The organism is Halomonas sp. KO116 (assembly GCF_000734975.2).
Classification (GTDB): Bacteria; Pseudomonadota; Gammaproteobacteria; order Pseudomonadales; family Halomonadaceae; genus Vreelandella; species Vreelandella glaciei.
In genome coordinates, this window is record NZ_CP011052.1 from 1,751,006 (window position 1) to 1,765,356 (window position 14,351).

Consider the following 14,351-nt stretch of genomic DNA (forward strand, 5'->3'; position numbering starts at 1 on the left):
CTGGGGTTAGGCCACAGGAGAGTTCCATGAGCATCTTTGATCACGTTCAAGACCGATTTGCCCGCGTTCAGCAAGAAGACATGAGCCTTGAGGAGTACCTGGCGCTTTGTCGCCGTGACTCGAAGGTTTATGCCAGCGCCGCCGAGCGCATGCTGGAAGCCATAGGCGAGCCTGAAGTGATCGACACGGCGAAAGACCCGCGTCTGTCACGCATTTTTTCCAACAAAGTGATTCGCCGCTACCCTGCCTTTGCAGAGTTCCACGGTATGGAGGAGGCGATCGAGCAAATCGTTGCCTACTTCCGCCATGCGGCGCAAGGGCTTGAAGAGCGCAAGCAGATCCTCTACCTGCTGGGTCCAGTGGGTGGCGGTAAGTCATCACTGGCAGAGCGCTTGAAGTTACTGATGGAGCGCATCCCGTTCTATGCCATTAAGGGCTCGCCGGTTTATGAGTCGCCACTTGGTTTATTCTCTCCCGAGGAGGATGGCGAGCTGTTAGAGAAAGAGTACGGTATTCCTCAGCGTTATCTGCGCAGCGTGATGTCGCCCTGGGCGGCGAAGCGGCTTAAAGAGTATGGCGGTGATATTTCCCAGTTTAGGGTGGTGCGCTTGTACCCCTCACGGTTGAATCAAATTGCCATTTCGAAAACCGAGCCGGGCGATGAGAACAACCAGGATATCTCCTCGCTGGTAGGTAAGGTCGATATCCGCCAGTTGGAGCTTTACTCCCAGGACGACCCGGATGCCTATAGCTTCTCCGGTGGCTTATGCCGTGCCAACCAGGGGTTGATGGAGTTTGTGGAGATGTTCAAGGCGCCGATCAAGGTGCTGCATCCACTGCTCACCGCGACGCAGGAGGGCAACTACAACCCCACCGAAGGCATGGGAGCAATCCCCTTTGATGGCGTGATCCTGGCGCACTCTAACGAGTCTGAATGGCAGGCATTTCGCAACAATCGTAACAACGAGGCATTTCTTGACCGGGTCTATATCGTCAAGGTGCCTTACTGCCTGCGGGTCACTGAAGAGATCAAAATTTATCAAAAACTACTCGAGGACTCTTCACTAAACGCCGCGCCCTGCGCGCCGGATACGCTGCGCATGCTGGCGCAGTTCTCGGTGTTGTCACGGCTTAAAGCGCCGGAAAACTCCAATATCTATTCCAAGATGCGCGTGTACGACGGTGAAAACCTGAAAGACACCGATCCGCGTGCCAAGTCGATTCAGGAGTATCGCGATGCGGCGGGGGTTGACGAAGGCATGCAAGGGCTCTCCACCCGTTTCGCCTTCAAGATTCTTTCTAAGGTATTCAACTTTGATAGCACCGAAGTGGCTGCCAACCCGGTGCATCTACTTTATGTGCTGGAGCAGGCACTGGAGCGTGAACAGCTGCCGTCGGAAGTGTTTGAACGCTACTTGGGCTTCATCAAAGAGTATATGGCACCCCGCTACGTGGACTTTATTGGCAAGGAGATTCAAACCGCTTACCTCGAATCCTACAGCGAATATGGTCAAAACATCTTCGACCGCTATGTGACCTATGCTGATTTCTGGATACAGGATCAGGAGTACCGCGACCATGAAACCGGCGAGCTGTTGAACCGCCAGTCCCTGAACGAAGAGCTGGAGAAAATCGAAAAACCGGCGGGTATCTCCAACCCGAAAGACTTCCGCCATGAAGTGGTCAATTTTGTGCTGCGGGCGCGGGCGCAAAATAATGGCATGAATCCGAGCTGGCAGTCGTATGAAAAGCTAAAAGGTGTTATCGAACATAAAATGTTCGCCAATACCGAGGAGCTACTACCGGTGATTTCGTTCAATGCCAAGGCCTCCCGGTCAGACCAGAAGAAGCATGAAGACTTTGTGGCGCGGATGGTTGAGCGCGGCTACACCGAAAAACAGGTTCGATTACTGTCCGAGTGGTACCTGCGCGTGCGTAAGTCCCAGTAAGGGACGGATAGTTAAGGGCTGTTGTTAAAACAGTGCTTAAGAAAAGCGTCTCAGGAGGTCGTATGACCTACTTTATTGATCGAAGGCCTAACGCTAAACATAAAAGCGCGGTGAACCGTCAGCGCTTTTTAGAGCGCTATCGCAAGCATATCAAGCGTTCGGTTGAAGAGGCCGTTAATCGCCGCTCCATTACTGATATGGAGCGCGGTGAAAAAATATCTATTCCGGCGAAGGATATCTCTGAGCCAGTGTTTCAGCATGGCCCGGGCGGAACGCGCAATATCGTCTCACCAGGCAACAAGGAGTTTGTAGCGGGCGATAAAATACGCCGCCCTAGCGGGCAGGGCGGCGGTAGTGGTGCGGGGGAAGGCGGCGCCTCTAATCAGGGGGAAGGGGTGGATGAGTTCGCCTTCACCCTCAGCCGCGAGGAGTTTCTGGAGTTTGTGTTTGACGGGCTTGAGTTACCCCATTTGCAGCGCAAACCGTTGAAGTCGCTGGAAGAGGTCAAAATGGTGCGGGCGGGATTGTCTAAAGATGGCGTGCCTTCCCGGATCAGCATTACCCGTTCGATGCGCGAAGCCTACGCTCGGCGCATTGCCATGCGCGCGCCGATTAAACGGGCGCTTAAGGAAGCTCAAGAGACCCTGGAAGCCGAAGAGCGTAAAGACCCGGTATTGCGTAACCCGGCCCGTATTGCCGAGCTGAAAACTGAAATCGAACGCCTGGAAAAACGTATTGCTGGCGTGCCGTTCATTGATACCTATGACTTGCGCTACCACCAGTTAAGCGCCCAGCCGCAGCCTTCTAATCAGGCGGTAATGTTTTGTGTCATGGACGTTTCGGGGTCGATGACCCAAAACCATAAAGATATCGCTAAGCGCTTTTTCTTGCTGCTGTATCTGTTTTTGGAGAAACACTACGAAAAAGTCGAACTGGTGTTTGTGCGCCACCACACCGCTGCCCGGGAAGTTAGTGAGGAGGAGTTTTTTTACTCACGGGAAACCGGCGGTACGATTGTTTCCAGTGCGCTGAATCTGGTCAATAAGATCATTGAAAAGCGTTATCCAGTGGGGCAGTGGAATTTATATGTGGCCCAGGCCTCCGATGGCGATAACTGGGATGACGACTCGAATATTTGCCGCGACCTGCTGATCAAACAGCTAATGCCGCAGTTGCAATACTATGCTTACGTTGAGATCACGCCTCATGACCATCAATCGCTGTGGCATGAGTATGCAAGTGTGGTCAAAGAATTTCCCGAACGCTTTGCCATGCGGCAAATTATAGAGGCGGGCGATATTTATCCGGTCTTTCGCGAGCTGTTCAAACGCCGCTTAAGCCAGTCCTAGTGGCCGTGTAATAGAGGAGTGGGCTATGAGTGCGACCCGCAAGCGCAAGCCGATTGCCACCGGCTCCGATTGGAACTTCAACCTGCTGGAGCGCTTCGATGCGGAGCTGGCAAGGCTCGCTGATGAGTATCGTCTGGATACTTATCCCAATCAGATAGAAGTGATCACCACGGAGCAAATGATGGATGCCTACGCCAGCGTGGGCATGCCGGTGGGCTACCACCACTGGTCATTCGGAAAGCAGTTTCTAGCCGTCGAAGGGGCTTACAAGCGCGGCCAGATGGGCCTGGCTTATGAGCTGGTCATTAACTCTGACCCTTGTATTGCCTACTTGATGGAAGAGAACACGCTGATGATGCAGGTGTTGGTGATGGCCCACGCCTGCTACGGTCATAACTCCTTTTTTAAAGGTAACTACCTGTTCCGTACTTGGACGGATGCCTCTTCTATTGTCGATTACCTGGTGTTTGCACGTAAGTATATTGCCCAGTGCGAAGAGCGTCACGGCGTGCAAGCTGTCGAGCAGCTGCTGGATGCTTGCCATGCGCTGCAAAACTACGGTGTTGACCGCTACAAGCGCCCCTCACCGATTTCTGCAGAAGAGGAAGCGAAGCGCCAGGATGAGCGGGAAGCCTATCTACAAACCCAGGTTAATATGCTCTGGCGAACCATTCCCGAACCGCCAACTGGGGAGTCTTCGCTGCCGGGAAGTTTGCACAATGCCAATGACGATGACCCATTAGGTTTACATAGCGGCGGGCTTTACCCTTCAGAGCCGCAGGAAAATCTGCTCTATTTTATAGAGAAAAACGCCCCGTTGCTGGCGCCTTGGCAGCGTGAGATTGTACGAATTGTGCGCAAGCTGGCGCAGTATTTTTATCCCCAGCGGCAAACGCAGGTGATGAACGAGGGCTGGGCGTGCTTCTGGCACTACACGTTAATGAATCGACTCTACGACGACGGCAATGTCGATGAAGGGCTGATGCTGGAATTCTTGCAGTCTCACGCCGCTGTCATTAACCAGCCAGCCTTTGATAGCCCTCACTTCAGCGGGATTAACCCTTATGCGCTTGGTTTCGCGATTTTTATGGATATTAAGCGCATCTGCGAAAACCCTACCGACGAGGATCGTGAGTGGTTTCCAGATGTGGCGGGCACCCCGTGGCGGGAAACGGTGGAGTTTGCGATGCGCAACTTTAAGGATGAGTCGTTTATTCAGCAGTTTCTGTCGCCGAAGGTGATGCGTGACCATAAGCTTTTTTTAGTGGTGGATGATGATCAGTTAGAGGCCCTGGAAGTAGCGGCGATACATAACGAACAGGGCTATCGCCAGGTGCGTGAAGCGCTCGCAACGCAGTATGCACTCTCTATTCGCGAGCCCAACATTCAAGTGGTCGAGGCGGCCATTCGTGGGGATCGCTCATTGACGCTTCATCACGTACAGGATAATCGCCGCCCGCTGGGGCGCAGCGTTTATCCGGTTATTCGCCATCTACAGCAGCTATGGGGTTTTCCGGTTCATCTGGTCTCAATGGAGGAGGGGCAAGTGACGCGGCGTTTTCACTGGCCGGTTGAAGATGAGAACCATGCTTCTTAAACGGTGTCTGCGTAAGCCAGTTTTTTAAAACAGCGCTTTAATAAATAGCTTTTTAAAAACAACTACCCCGCGCAAAGCGCGGGGTAGTTGTTAGTACAGCAGTAACCGCTTTAAACGGCAGCTGTTTAGGCTCGTGCAGTCCAAGACTGACACCAGCCCCCTGGCTCAACACTGTTCTCAGGAAACAGCTGACAACCCTCTGTCTCTGCATTGAAGAACATGCAATTATCACAGCGCTCGCCATCTTCATAAGCAGGGTGATCGCTTGCTTCACTGGCGTTTTCGACGTAGTTAAGCGCTTGGGCATTGCTTGAGGAAGGATCAAGACGCGGCAGCTCTTGAGCGAAAGCAGTCTTGGAAAGAATGCCGACACCCAGCGGTAGGGCCGCAAGCCCTAACATGCTGTTGCGCATGAAGTCACGACGGCTCTTATTAGCCATGATTTCTCCTTATCGTCACGGTTATGACGTTTGGTCACGGTTGTCGGGTGGTTATCCACCTCTATTAGTGCTCCGAATAAACTTATAAGTCGGAGTTCTCTCTTACATGCTAGCGGATGTGCAAAGCTTGTGCGAATGCCGTGAGATGTACAGCGACAATTGGTCACGCTGTTGCTGGGTGCTGCGCTCGCTTCCTAGTCGCTGCTATACTCTGCGCAGCTTAAAGACGACATTTTGTTGCCATTATTTTCTCTTGAGGGGCACGCCATGCAAAACGCAGTCATTTTAATCAATACCGATAAAGGCCAAGTGAAAGCCGTGGCCGAGCGCTTAGCTGATGTAGAAGGCATTAGTGAAGTTTATTCTACCTGTGGCCGCTACGACTTGGTGGCGATTGCCCGTACTCGCGATTTTGAGAGCTTGGCTGAGCTAGTGACGGAGCGCTTAAATGCTGTAGAAGGTATCAGCGATACAGAAACGTTGAATGCCATGCAGGTTCACTCCCGCCACGATCTCGAAACGATGTTTTCACTAGGCTGGTAATTGGGGCCGCTTTTATCGCCACGGTATGTAGTAGCTTTAGGCGAGATAAAACGATAGGCGTTCATCAGCGCTAACCAGGGAGTAAGAGTGTTGGGAACATCGCTTTCGAGCTGGCGTCGACAGGGTCGACGACTGGGCATTGCCGTGCTGTTTGTTGCCGTTGGCACAGGGCTGTGGGAATTTCAAGAGCGCCAGCATAAAGATGCTTTTACGTGGATGGGAGTGCCTACCTGGGAGAAATTTCGTCCTACTACGCTTCACCGTGTATTGCGCAACGACGGCTATTTAGTTGGCTGGTCTGATGTGCGGGTTAATCCGCTCTGGGTAAGCTATCAGGTTGAAGCGGTAGACGATTCAAGCATTGGTTCCCGGCCAAATTTTCAAGCCGACTGGCGCACACTGTGGCCGGTAGGCACGGATAGCTACGCGGGCAGTGGATATGACCGAGGGCATATGGCGCCCAATTATGCGATCGCCGCGGTGCATGGGCGTAGCGCACAGGTCGACACCTTCCTTATGAGCAATATGACCCCGCAGCGTCCCAACCTGAACCGACAGCTGTGGCAGCGTTTAGAAGAAGTCGTTATGGATCACTTTGCACCACGCTTTGATCGTTTGCAGGTGATCACGGGGCCGGTATTTCCTGAACGCTTTATGGATAACGTGTTTAATCGGGTAGGTCTGGTTGAAGTGCCTGAAGCGTTTTATAAGATCATTGTCGCCCCGCACAGTGAGGCACCATTAGCGTTGGCATTTATTATGCCGCAAGACGTACGCGGCAATGAGCCGCTGGATGATTACCTGGTAACCATTGATGACATAGAAACGCGCACGGGGCTTAACTTCTTCCCTGAATTAACGACGGAAGTAGAGTCAGTGCTGGAAGGGGAGTTGCGAGTACAGGGTTGGGCACTTGAAGAAGTGGCGCGACGCCCAGGGCGATTTCAATAGGAAGTAGTGTATTAGCAAGGCGATTACAGGAGGTTGGCGAGCGCTGAACATATTACAAAGGGGTATTAAGAATGATGCGGACTGGCCCATATACATCATGGTGCCCAGGAGAGGACTTGAACCTCCACGTCCATACGGACACTAGCACCTGAAGCTAGCGCGTCTACCAATTCCGCCACCTGGGCGCATCATTAACAGCTTAGATTAGTTACTTACCGCTTGGCCGCAAATTCTGAGTGCAACACCTGACCAAACCGGTAAGGTGTTGACCCCATGTCATATTCTGAACTTTGCATAGAAGAGCGTGCGACGATCCAAGTCAGCCTCGCACAAGGCTTGAGCATCAGGAAGATAGCAGCCCTGCTTGAGCGGTCCCCGGCGACGATCAGTCGAGAGATACGGCGCAATGGATCGTCCGATGGCCATTACCGCCCGTCACACGCGCAACAGCGCCGTCATGACCGCCGAGACAATTGTCGACCAAGGCGAAAACTGTTTCCGGGCAGCCCTCGGTTCGCACTGATTCAGTACATGCTGCGTCGGCGCTTGTCACCCGAGCAGGTTAGCGGCAAGCTCAGGAATATGAATATCCCTGACCTCCGAGACGCCTACGTCTGCCGTGAAACGATCTACAGTGCTATCTACGCGTTGCCCGTCGGTGAGCTGCGAAAGGAACTGATTCACTGCTTGCGGCAAGGAAAATCCACCCGTAAGCCCCGACGTGGGCAAGTTGATCGACGCAACCAGATTCCTGATATGGTCAGCATCCACCTCCGCCCTCCCGAGGTAGAGAAACGTGAATTTCCCGGGCACTGGGAAGGCGACCTGATCAAAGGCAAGGGCAACGCATCGGCTGTCGGAACCCTGGTAGAACTGAAAAGCGGTTACCTGATCCTGGCGAAGATGAACGATGCGACCGCCACCTCGGCCGTGGAAGGCTTTAGCGCTGCGCTGAACCGGATGCCATTGGCTGCGCGGAAGAGCATGACGTATGACCAGGGGCGCGAGATGACGCAGCACGCCAAGATTACCCAGAATACCGGTATTGCCATTTATTTTTGCGACCCACATAGTCCGTGGCAGAGAGGCGCCAACGAAAATATCAATGGTCTCATACGGCAGTACTTGCCCAAGGGAACGGATCTATCGGTCTATACCCAGCAAGAACTGGATGAGATCGCACTTGAGTTGAACATGCGCCCCCGAAAGCGCTTCGACTTCAAGTGCCCTATTGAGGTGATGAGCGAGCAGATGGCGAAGTACCATGAGGCCCTGTCATCTATACATTGACGGTGTTGCACTCAGTGTCTGCATCCGCCCCGTTTGTGTTCGTATGGTGCCCAGGAGAGGACTTGAACCTCCACGTCCATACAGACACTAGCACCTGAAGCTAGCGCGTCTACCAATTCCGCCACCTGGGCGAACACAAACTTGTTGCTACTTACATTGACTGGCTTATTGCCTTTACTTGCTTAGCACTGAACTGCGTATACAAAAAGATAGTATAAAAGCAGTTTGGTGCCCAGAAGAGGACTTGAACCTCCACGTCCATACGGACACTAGCACCTGAAGCTAGCGCGTCTACCAATTCCGCCATCTGGGCAAGTGGCGCGTATAATACCGGGGTGATGGTTAAATGCAAGACCCCTTATGCGCTTTTTATAAAGCTAATTGTATAAACAACGTCTAAGACGGTTGGGTGATTGAACGTGCAGCGCTATACTGCGCCTATGACTAAACAAAATCCTATTCATTTCAGCTTTTCAAACACTGAAATATCCCGCCCGCAACGCACTGCGTATGCGCTTTTTTTATGCCTCTCGCAAATGACGCCATTAAGGATGTTGCTCGTATGAAGTATTGGACGTTAAGTGATGATCCGCACGCCGAGCGCGAGGCGCATAAATATGGTAACCCAGCGCCAAGCCGGGAGTATTTGCTTGCTGCCTTAGAGACGTATGGCAAGCCGATTACCCATGAAAATATGAGCCGCCTGCTGGGTCTGGAAGACGAAGAGTTGATCGAAGCTGTCCGTCGCCGTTTGGCGGCGATGGAGCGCGATGGTCAAGTGCTGCGCGACCGCCGAGGTGCCTATGCGTTGATCGACAAGCTCGATCTCGTCAAAGGCAAAGTGCTTGGCCATCGTGATGGCTTTGGTTTCCTGCTGCGTGATGATGGTAAAAAGCCTGATTTGGTGCTGCCGCCTCGTCAAATGCGGCGCGTTTTTCACGGCGACCATGTGTTGGCACGCGTTAGCGGGCGTGATCGTCGTGGTCGTGATGAAGCGACCATTGCCGATGTGATTGCGCGTAACACCCAGACTATCGTCGGTGTTTACCGTAGCAATACCCCTGAGTTTGGTATTCTAATACCGGAAAACCCGCGTATTACTCAGGAAGTGATTATTCCGCATAGCGCCTGCGGTGGCGCTAAAGATGGCCAGGTGATCTCGGCCAAGATCGTTCAGCAGCCAGCCACCCGTGTACAGCCGGTAGGCGAGGTAATCGAAGTGCTGGGTGAGCGTATGGACCCCGGTATGGAAATTGATATTGCGATTCGCAGTTACGATATTCCTGCAGAGTTTCCGCCTGAAGTGCTCGACCAAATTGCTGGCATTTCAGCTGAAGTGTTGGAAGAGGATAAGCAGCACCGCGTTGACCTGCGTGACGTGCCGCTGGTTACCATCGACGATGAGTCTGCCAAAGACTTTGATGATGCCGTGTGCGCCTGGAAGACCAAATCCGGTAGTTGGAAACTGCTCGTCGCGATCGCGGACGTTTCCCACTATGTGCGCCCCGGCACGCCTTTGGATGACGAAGGCCGCACGCGGGGTAACTCGGTCTACTTCCCTGGCCAAGTCGTTCCCATGCTGCCGGAACTATTGTCCAACGGACTCTGTTCGCTGAACCCCCACGTGGATCGCTTGGTGCTGGTGTGCGAGATGAATATTTCGCAAACCGGTGCGATTAGCCGCTACCGCTTCTACGAAGCCGTCATGAATTCCCATGCTCGCCTTACCTATAACAAGGTGGCGGCGATTCTTGACGAGAAGAGCGAAGAGGGCGAGGCGCTACGCACAGAGCACAGCGAACTAGTTAAGCCGCTGAAAAATCTGGAAGAGCTTTACTATTTGTTGCGCGAAGCGCGCGCTGAGCGTGGTGCGATCGATTTTGACACCACTGAAACGGCGATCATCTTTAATGATGAGCGTAAAATCGAAAAAATCGTTCCGCGTAGCCGTAACAACGCGCACAAGTTGATTGAAGAGTGCATGCTGGCCGCCAACGTGGCGACCGCGCGCTTCCTGGATAAGCATGACCTGCCGGCGCTGTACCGTATTCACGAACGGCCGACACCTGAGCGGCTTGATAAACTGCGCCTGTTCTTGAACGAGTTGGGCCTTGCAGTCGGCGGCGGTGATATGCCCACTCCGCAAGACTATCAGGCACTTCGTGAAACGATTGCCGACCGGCCTGACTTCGATATCATCCAGACGGTCATGCTGCGCTCGATGAATCAGGCGGTCTATTCGCCGCAAAACGAAGGTCACTTTGGGTTGGCCTACCAGGCCTACGCCCACTTTACTTCGCCGATCCGCCGCTATCCTGATCTGCTGGTGCACCGTGCTATTCGTTCGGTGATTCGCGGTCCGCGCCAGACCAATACGGTGCTGCGCGTTGAAGGATCTCCGGTTGAGCCGCCGAGCAAGTGGTGCCCATATACCTTCGAGCAGATGCTTGAGCTGGGTGAACACTGCTCGATGACGGAGCGTCGCGCCGACGAAGCCACCCGTGATGTCGAGAGCTGGCTGAAGTGCGAGTTCATGTCCGACAAGCTGGGCGAAATGTTCGAAGGTACTATCGCCTCCGTCACTCAGTTCGGCCTGTTCGTGCGTCTGGATGAGTTCTTTGTGGAAGGCTTGGTGCATGTGACCTCGTTGCCGTCGGACTACTACCACTACGAAGCAGAGAAGCACCGCCTGAAAGGCGAGCGCACCGGCACCACTTACCGCTTAGGCGATGGTCTTACCGTTCAAGTGGCGCGGGTCGATATGGATGACCGCAAGATCGACTTCGGTCTGGGGGATGAAAAGCCTCGTCCACGCCGCCAGCCGCGTAAGAGCCGCGGCGGGGAAGGGGGCGCTGGTGCCAAAACAGGTAGTACGAAAACAGGTAGTACGAAAACGGGTAGTGCCAAAGCCTCTGGTGACAAACCATCCAGCAGCGAGAAGCCCGCTACGCGTCGTGGCCCACGCCGCACACGGAACGGCCCACGCAAACCATCACCGAATAAGGGCTGAGCATGAAGTCAGCGTCTTCACGGCGGGGTCCCAAGACCCCTGATGGGTTAGATCAGGTTTATGGGGTTCATGCACTGCAAAGCCTGCTAGATAGAGGTGAGGCACCCCGTGAATTGTGGGTGCAGCAGGGGGCGGGGAGCCGCTTGAAAGAGTTGGTCGCCCACGCTCAGTCGCATGGCGCTCGTGTGAAAGAGCAACCGCGCGATTTGCTTGATCAGCTAACCCAGGGCGCCGCTCATCAGGGTGTGGTGGCATTTTGTCCACCGCTGACGCCAGAGGGCGAGGAGTCGCTCTGGCTTAAGCTGCGCGCCTGGCCCTCGAATACACCGCCACTGTTGCTGATTTTGGATGGCGTGACGGATGTGCATAACTTCGGTGCCTGCCTGCGCAGCGCGGATGCCGCTGGTGCTCACGGAGTGATCGTGGCGAAGGACAAGGCCGCGCCGCTCAATGCCACCGTGCGCAAAGTTGCCTGTGGTGCCGCCGAGGTAGTGCCGGTTTATCAAGTAACGAATTTGGCGCGTACCCTTGCCAAGCTAAAAGATACCGGTGTCTGGATAACCGGCACGGCAGGTGAGGCTGAGGCCAGCGTCTTTGATATTGATATGACAGGCCCTACTGCCCTGGTGATGGGAGCAGAAGGCAAGGGCATGCGGCGGTTAACGCGCGAAGCGTGCGATAACCTTGCCAAGTTACCGATGGCAGGGGAGGTTTCTAGCCTGAATGTGTCAGTAGCTACCGGTATCTGCTTGTTTGAAGCTGTCCGACAGCGCCAGCTTGCAAGTTAACCGCCGTACGACTAAGATACACGCGCCCGTTTGTCTGCAAGCGGGCGTTAGCTGTGAGAATTAGTAATTGAAACTGTCGTTGAAAAACAGTTGTTGAAATAAAAGTTCTGTTTGATGCCCCGGTAGCCGTTTAATGCGGTGGCGGAGCACTTCAGTTAACTCCTTGCTTCCTTGTCGTCGTTTATTGCCTTTAGCAGTAGCACACAACGGAAGCTGTCAAACCGCAAGGAGATCCCATGCGTCATTACGAAATCGTGTTTATGGTCCACCCGGATCAAAGCGAGCAGGTGCCGGCGATGGTTGAGCGCTACACCAGCATCGTTACTGAAAACAGCGGCACTGTGCACCGTCTAGAAGATTGGGGCCGTCGTCACTTGGCTTACCCGATCAACAAGATCCACAAAGCCCACTACGTGCTGATGAATGTTGAATGTAACGGCGAGACTCTCGATGAAATCGAGAATATCTTCCGTTACAACGACGCCATTATCCGCAGCTTGGTTGTTCGCTGCAAAGAAGCTGTTACTGAAGCTTCCCCGATGATGAAGCCGGCAGAAGAAAAACGTCCGCGTCGCGAAGAAAAACCGCGCGCTGAAGAAGAAGAAACTGCCTGATTTTATTCACTGCACGTTTTAAGGAGCTAGTCCATGGCACGTTTTTTCCGTCGCCGTAAGTTTTGCCGCTTCACCGCTGAAGGCATCAAGCAGATCGATTACAAAGATCTGGACACGCTGAAGGCTTACATCACCGAAACCGGCAAGATCGTTCCAAGCCGTATTACCGGCACCAAAGCACGCTATCAGCGTCAGTTGGCGACTGCTATCAAGCGCTCGCGTTATCTGGCACTGCTGCCCTACTCCGATAGCCACCAGTAAGCGTTTAACGTGATGCTGGCACTAGCCCGATGGCTAATGCGGGGCACGCCTTACGCTGCAGGCGGGGCGGCCCTGGCAACGCTAGTGCCTTGGCTGTTCTGGTTAGGGGCAGCCATCGCCGCGTTGATGACGCTACGCAAAGGTTTTGCACCTGCGCTGCCAGTCATTATCGCTGCAGCACTGCCTGCTGGCTGGTGGTGGGCACAGGGAGACGTCATTCCGCTTGCTAGCATACTGCTGGTAACGCTGATGGCCGTTATCCTGCGCGAGAGGATGCGTTGGGGTGAAACGTTGATTGTGGGGACGTTGGTCGCCGCTGTCATGGTTCAGCTTGGCATCTTCAGCCCACCAGGCGGCACAGAGTTAATGCTTGAGCAGTTGCGGGAAGGTTCAGAAGAAGTGGACCGCATGCTCACGGAATTCGCCAATCAGGGCTACGATACCCAAACCATCGCCGCATTAGTGGTGGGTGGAGTGACAGGGCTTGTGGTGCTGTTGGCAGCGATAGTGTGTTTAGCGCTTGCGCGTAGTTGGCAAGCTGGGTTGTATAACCCAGGTGGCTTTCGCGAAGAGTTTCATGCACTACGCTTAACACCCAAAGAGCTGGCCGTATTGGTCGTCATTGGAGTGATAGGCATGCTGCTGGGCGCACACGCGCTGGCGATGCTTGGTTGGATTCCGCTGTTGGTAGCTGGCGTTGCGTTAGTGCATGGGTTTATTGGAATAAAGGGGATGAACGGGCTGTGGCTGGTAGCATTTTATGTGCTGCTAATCACGACCTGGCCCACGATTCTCATTGTGCTGCTGTTGGGGCTGATTGATACATTCGCGAACGTTCGCGCACGCCTTGCCCGCAGCAACTGACAAGAGGTTTACGAGATGGAAGTCATTCTGCTCGACAACATTGGTAAGCTGGGCGGCCTGGGTGACAAAGTCACCGTGAAGCCTGGTTATGGTCGTAACTACTTGGTGCCTTACGGCTTAGCCGTACCGGCCACCAAAGACAACATCGAAGCGTTTGAAGCACAGCGTGCTGAGCTCGAAGCGCAAGCCGCTGAGCGCAAGGCAGAAGCCGAAGTGCGCGCTGAGCAGCTAAACGACATCGAGCTGTCTTTGGTTTCCAAAGCAGGCGATGAAGGCAAGCTGTTCGGTTCTATTGGTCCGCGTGACCTGGCTGACGCCATTTCCTCTGCTGGCATCGATATTGCCAAGAGCGAAGTGCGTATGCCGACAGGGCCGATTCGCCAAACTGGCGAATACGACATTGCTATTCACTTGCACGCTGAAGTGAATGCGACTGTACGCGTAGTGGTAGTTGCAGAGTAATTAAGTAAGTGCTACTTAAGTACGAGGTAAATTCCAAGTGAGTATTTAGTGCTTGGTCATTCTCTGTGCTAGCACGTACGCCTCAAAGGCGCGGGGAAACCCGCGCCTTTTGTTATTTCTGACGCCTGTGCTGCAAGACGGTAGTGCTGGATAGTGTCATAAATCCGCCTGGTCTATTACGGTTTGGTGTTTTTCAGACAATGTCTAGATTGGCTGTGATGTCGGTGGTCGAA

General features: G+C 53.8%; 13 protein-coding genes and 3 tRNA genes. 12 read left to right on the forward strand and 4 right to left on the reverse strand.

The features are described from left to right. Positions 1-26 precede the first annotated feature (26 nt). From KO116_RS08075 to KO116_RS08085, 3 genes are all read left to right on the forward strand, one after another. Positions 27-1,949, forward strand: coding sequence for a PrkA family serine protein kinase (locus KO116_RS08075; protein ID WP_035565019.1), 1,923 nt, complete (start codon positions 27-29; stop codon positions 1,947-1,949). A 62-nt stretch (positions 1,950-2,011) separates the two neighbouring features. Further along, on the forward strand, positions 2,012-3,298 hold the full coding sequence (locus tag KO116_RS08080; protein WP_035565018.1) for a YeaH/YhbH family protein: 1,287 nt from the start codon (positions 2,012-2,014) through the stop codon (positions 3,296-3,298). A gap of 25 nt (positions 3,299-3,323) precedes the next feature. Then, entirely contained in the window at positions 3,324-4,895 is a 1,572-nt protein-coding gene (locus tag KO116_RS08085; RefSeq protein ID WP_035565015.1) for a SpoVR family protein, read from the forward strand. A 125-nt stretch (positions 4,896-5,020) separates the two neighbouring features. Here the strand turns inward: KO116_RS08085 and KO116_RS08090 are convergent, their stop codons facing one another. Next, positions 5,021-5,335: a high-potential iron-sulfur protein gene (locus tag KO116_RS08090; RefSeq protein ID WP_035565013.1), complete on the reverse strand. Its 315-nt coding sequence runs from the start codon at positions 5,333-5,335 to the stop codon at positions 5,021-5,023. A gap of 267 nt (positions 5,336-5,602) precedes the next feature. On the opposite strand from KO116_RS08090, the gene KO116_RS08095 reads away from it, so the two are divergent. Together KO116_RS08095 and KO116_RS08100 are read left to right on the forward strand one after the other, a co-directional pair. Continuing rightward, the gene (locus KO116_RS08095) at positions 5,603-5,878 is read left to right on the forward strand and encodes an Lrp/AsnC family transcriptional regulator (protein WP_008958975.1); all 276 of its coding nucleotides are present in this window, start codon (positions 5,603-5,605) and stop codon (positions 5,876-5,878) included. A gap of 90 nt (positions 5,879-5,968) precedes the next feature. After that, positions 5,969-6,829: a DNA/RNA non-specific endonuclease gene (locus KO116_RS08100; RefSeq protein ID WP_035565026.1), complete on the forward strand. Its 861-nt coding sequence runs from the start codon at positions 5,969-5,971 to the stop codon at positions 6,827-6,829. 98 nt (positions 6,830-6,927) lie between these two features. Here KO116_RS08100 and KO116_RS08105 read toward each other — a convergent pair. Next, a tRNA-Leu gene (locus tag KO116_RS08105) sits at positions 6,928-7,014 on the reverse strand. An 88-nt stretch (positions 7,015-7,102) separates the two neighbouring features. Here KO116_RS08105 and KO116_RS08110 point away from each other — a divergent pair. Continuing rightward, a complete protein-coding gene (locus tag KO116_RS08110; protein WP_035565389.1) occupies positions 7,103-8,119 on the forward strand; it encodes an IS30 family transposase in 1,017 nt (338 codons plus the stop codon). 44 nt (positions 8,120-8,163) lie between these two features. Here KO116_RS08110 and KO116_RS08115 read toward each other — a convergent pair. Together KO116_RS08115 and KO116_RS08120 are read right to left on the reverse strand one after the other, a co-directional pair. Continuing rightward, positions 8,164-8,250 (reverse strand) — tRNA-Leu (locus tag KO116_RS08115). 95 nt (positions 8,251-8,345) lie between these two features. Then, a tRNA-Leu gene (locus KO116_RS08120) sits at positions 8,346-8,432 on the reverse strand. Between the two features lie 249 nt (positions 8,433-8,681). Here KO116_RS08120 and rnr point away from each other — a divergent pair. The 6 genes from rnr (at position 8,682) to rplI (ending at position 14,118) form a co-directional block, all read left to right on the forward strand. Next, positions 8,682-11,129 carry a ribonuclease R gene (gene rnr, locus KO116_RS08125; RefSeq protein WP_035563134.1) on the forward strand — a complete coding sequence of 816 codons (2,448 nt, stop codon included), beginning with the start codon at positions 8,682-8,684 and terminating at the stop codon, positions 11,127-11,129. A 2-nt stretch (positions 11,130-11,131) separates the two neighbouring features. Continuing rightward, the gene (gene rlmB, locus KO116_RS08130; protein ID WP_035563136.1) at positions 11,132-11,917 is read left to right on the forward strand and encodes a 23S rRNA (guanosine(2251)-2'-O)-methyltransferase RlmB; all 786 of its coding nucleotides are present in this window, start codon (positions 11,132-11,134) and stop codon (positions 11,915-11,917) included. A 236-nt stretch (positions 11,918-12,153) separates the two neighbouring features. Then, entirely contained in the window at positions 12,154-12,531 is a 378-nt protein-coding gene (gene rpsF, locus KO116_RS08135; protein ID WP_008958979.1) for a 30S ribosomal protein S6, read from the forward strand. 33 nt (positions 12,532-12,564) lie between these two features. Continuing rightward, the gene (gene rpsR / locus KO116_RS08140; protein ID WP_008958980.1) at positions 12,565-12,792 is read left to right on the forward strand and encodes a 30S ribosomal protein S18; all 228 of its coding nucleotides are present in this window, start codon (positions 12,565-12,567) and stop codon (positions 12,790-12,792) included. A 12-nt stretch (positions 12,793-12,804) separates the two neighbouring features. Continuing rightward, positions 12,805-13,656 carry a hypothetical protein gene (locus KO116_RS08145; RefSeq protein ID WP_008958981.1) on the forward strand — a complete coding sequence of 284 codons (852 nt, stop codon included), beginning with the start codon at positions 12,805-12,807 and terminating at the stop codon, positions 13,654-13,656. Positions 13,657-13,671: 15 nt separating this feature from the next. After that, the gene (rplI, locus tag KO116_RS08150; RefSeq protein WP_035563138.1) at positions 13,672-14,118 is read left to right on the forward strand and encodes a 50S ribosomal protein L9; all 447 of its coding nucleotides are present in this window, start codon (positions 13,672-13,674) and stop codon (positions 14,116-14,118) included. The last annotated feature ends 233 nt before the right edge of the window (positions 14,119-14,351 follow it).

Bases quoted from the DNA above. Each gene is read 5' to 3' on its own strand.
- KO116_RS08075 (WP_035565019.1), top strand. From the start codon at position 27: ATGAGCATCTTTGATCACGTTCAAGACCGATTTGCCCGCGTTCAGCAA.
- KO116_RS08080 (WP_035565018.1), top strand. From the start codon at position 2,012: ATGACCTACTTTATTGATCGAAGGCCTAACGCTAAACATAAAAGCGCG.
- KO116_RS08085 (WP_035565015.1), top strand. From the start codon at position 3,324: ATGAGTGCGACCCGCAAGCGCAAGCCGATTGCCACCGGCTCCGATTGG.
- KO116_RS08090 (WP_035565013.1), bottom strand. From the start codon at position 5,335: ATGGCTAATAAGAGCCGTCGTGACTTCATGCGCAACAGCATGTTAGGG.
- KO116_RS08095 (WP_008958975.1), top strand. From the start codon at position 5,603: ATGCAAAACGCAGTCATTTTAATCAATACCGATAAAGGCCAAGTGAAA.
- KO116_RS08110 (WP_035565389.1), top strand. From the start codon at position 7,103: ATGTCATATTCTGAACTTTGCATAGAAGAGCGTGCGACGATCCAAGTC.
- rnr (WP_035563134.1), top strand. From the start codon at position 8,682: ATGAAGTATTGGACGTTAAGTGATGATCCGCACGCCGAGCGCGAGGCG.
- rlmB (WP_035563136.1), top strand. From the start codon at position 11,132: ATGAAGTCAGCGTCTTCACGGCGGGGTCCCAAGACCCCTGATGGGTTA.
- rpsF (WP_008958979.1), top strand. From the start codon at position 12,154: ATGCGTCATTACGAAATCGTGTTTATGGTCCACCCGGATCAAAGCGAG.
- rpsR (WP_008958980.1), top strand. From the start codon at position 12,565: ATGGCACGTTTTTTCCGTCGCCGTAAGTTTTGCCGCTTCACCGCTGAA.
- KO116_RS08145 (WP_008958981.1), top strand. From the start codon at position 12,805: ATGCTGGCACTAGCCCGATGGCTAATGCGGGGCACGCCTTACGCTGCA.
- rplI (WP_035563138.1), top strand. From the start codon at position 13,672: ATGGAAGTCATTCTGCTCGACAACATTGGTAAGCTGGGCGGCCTGGGT.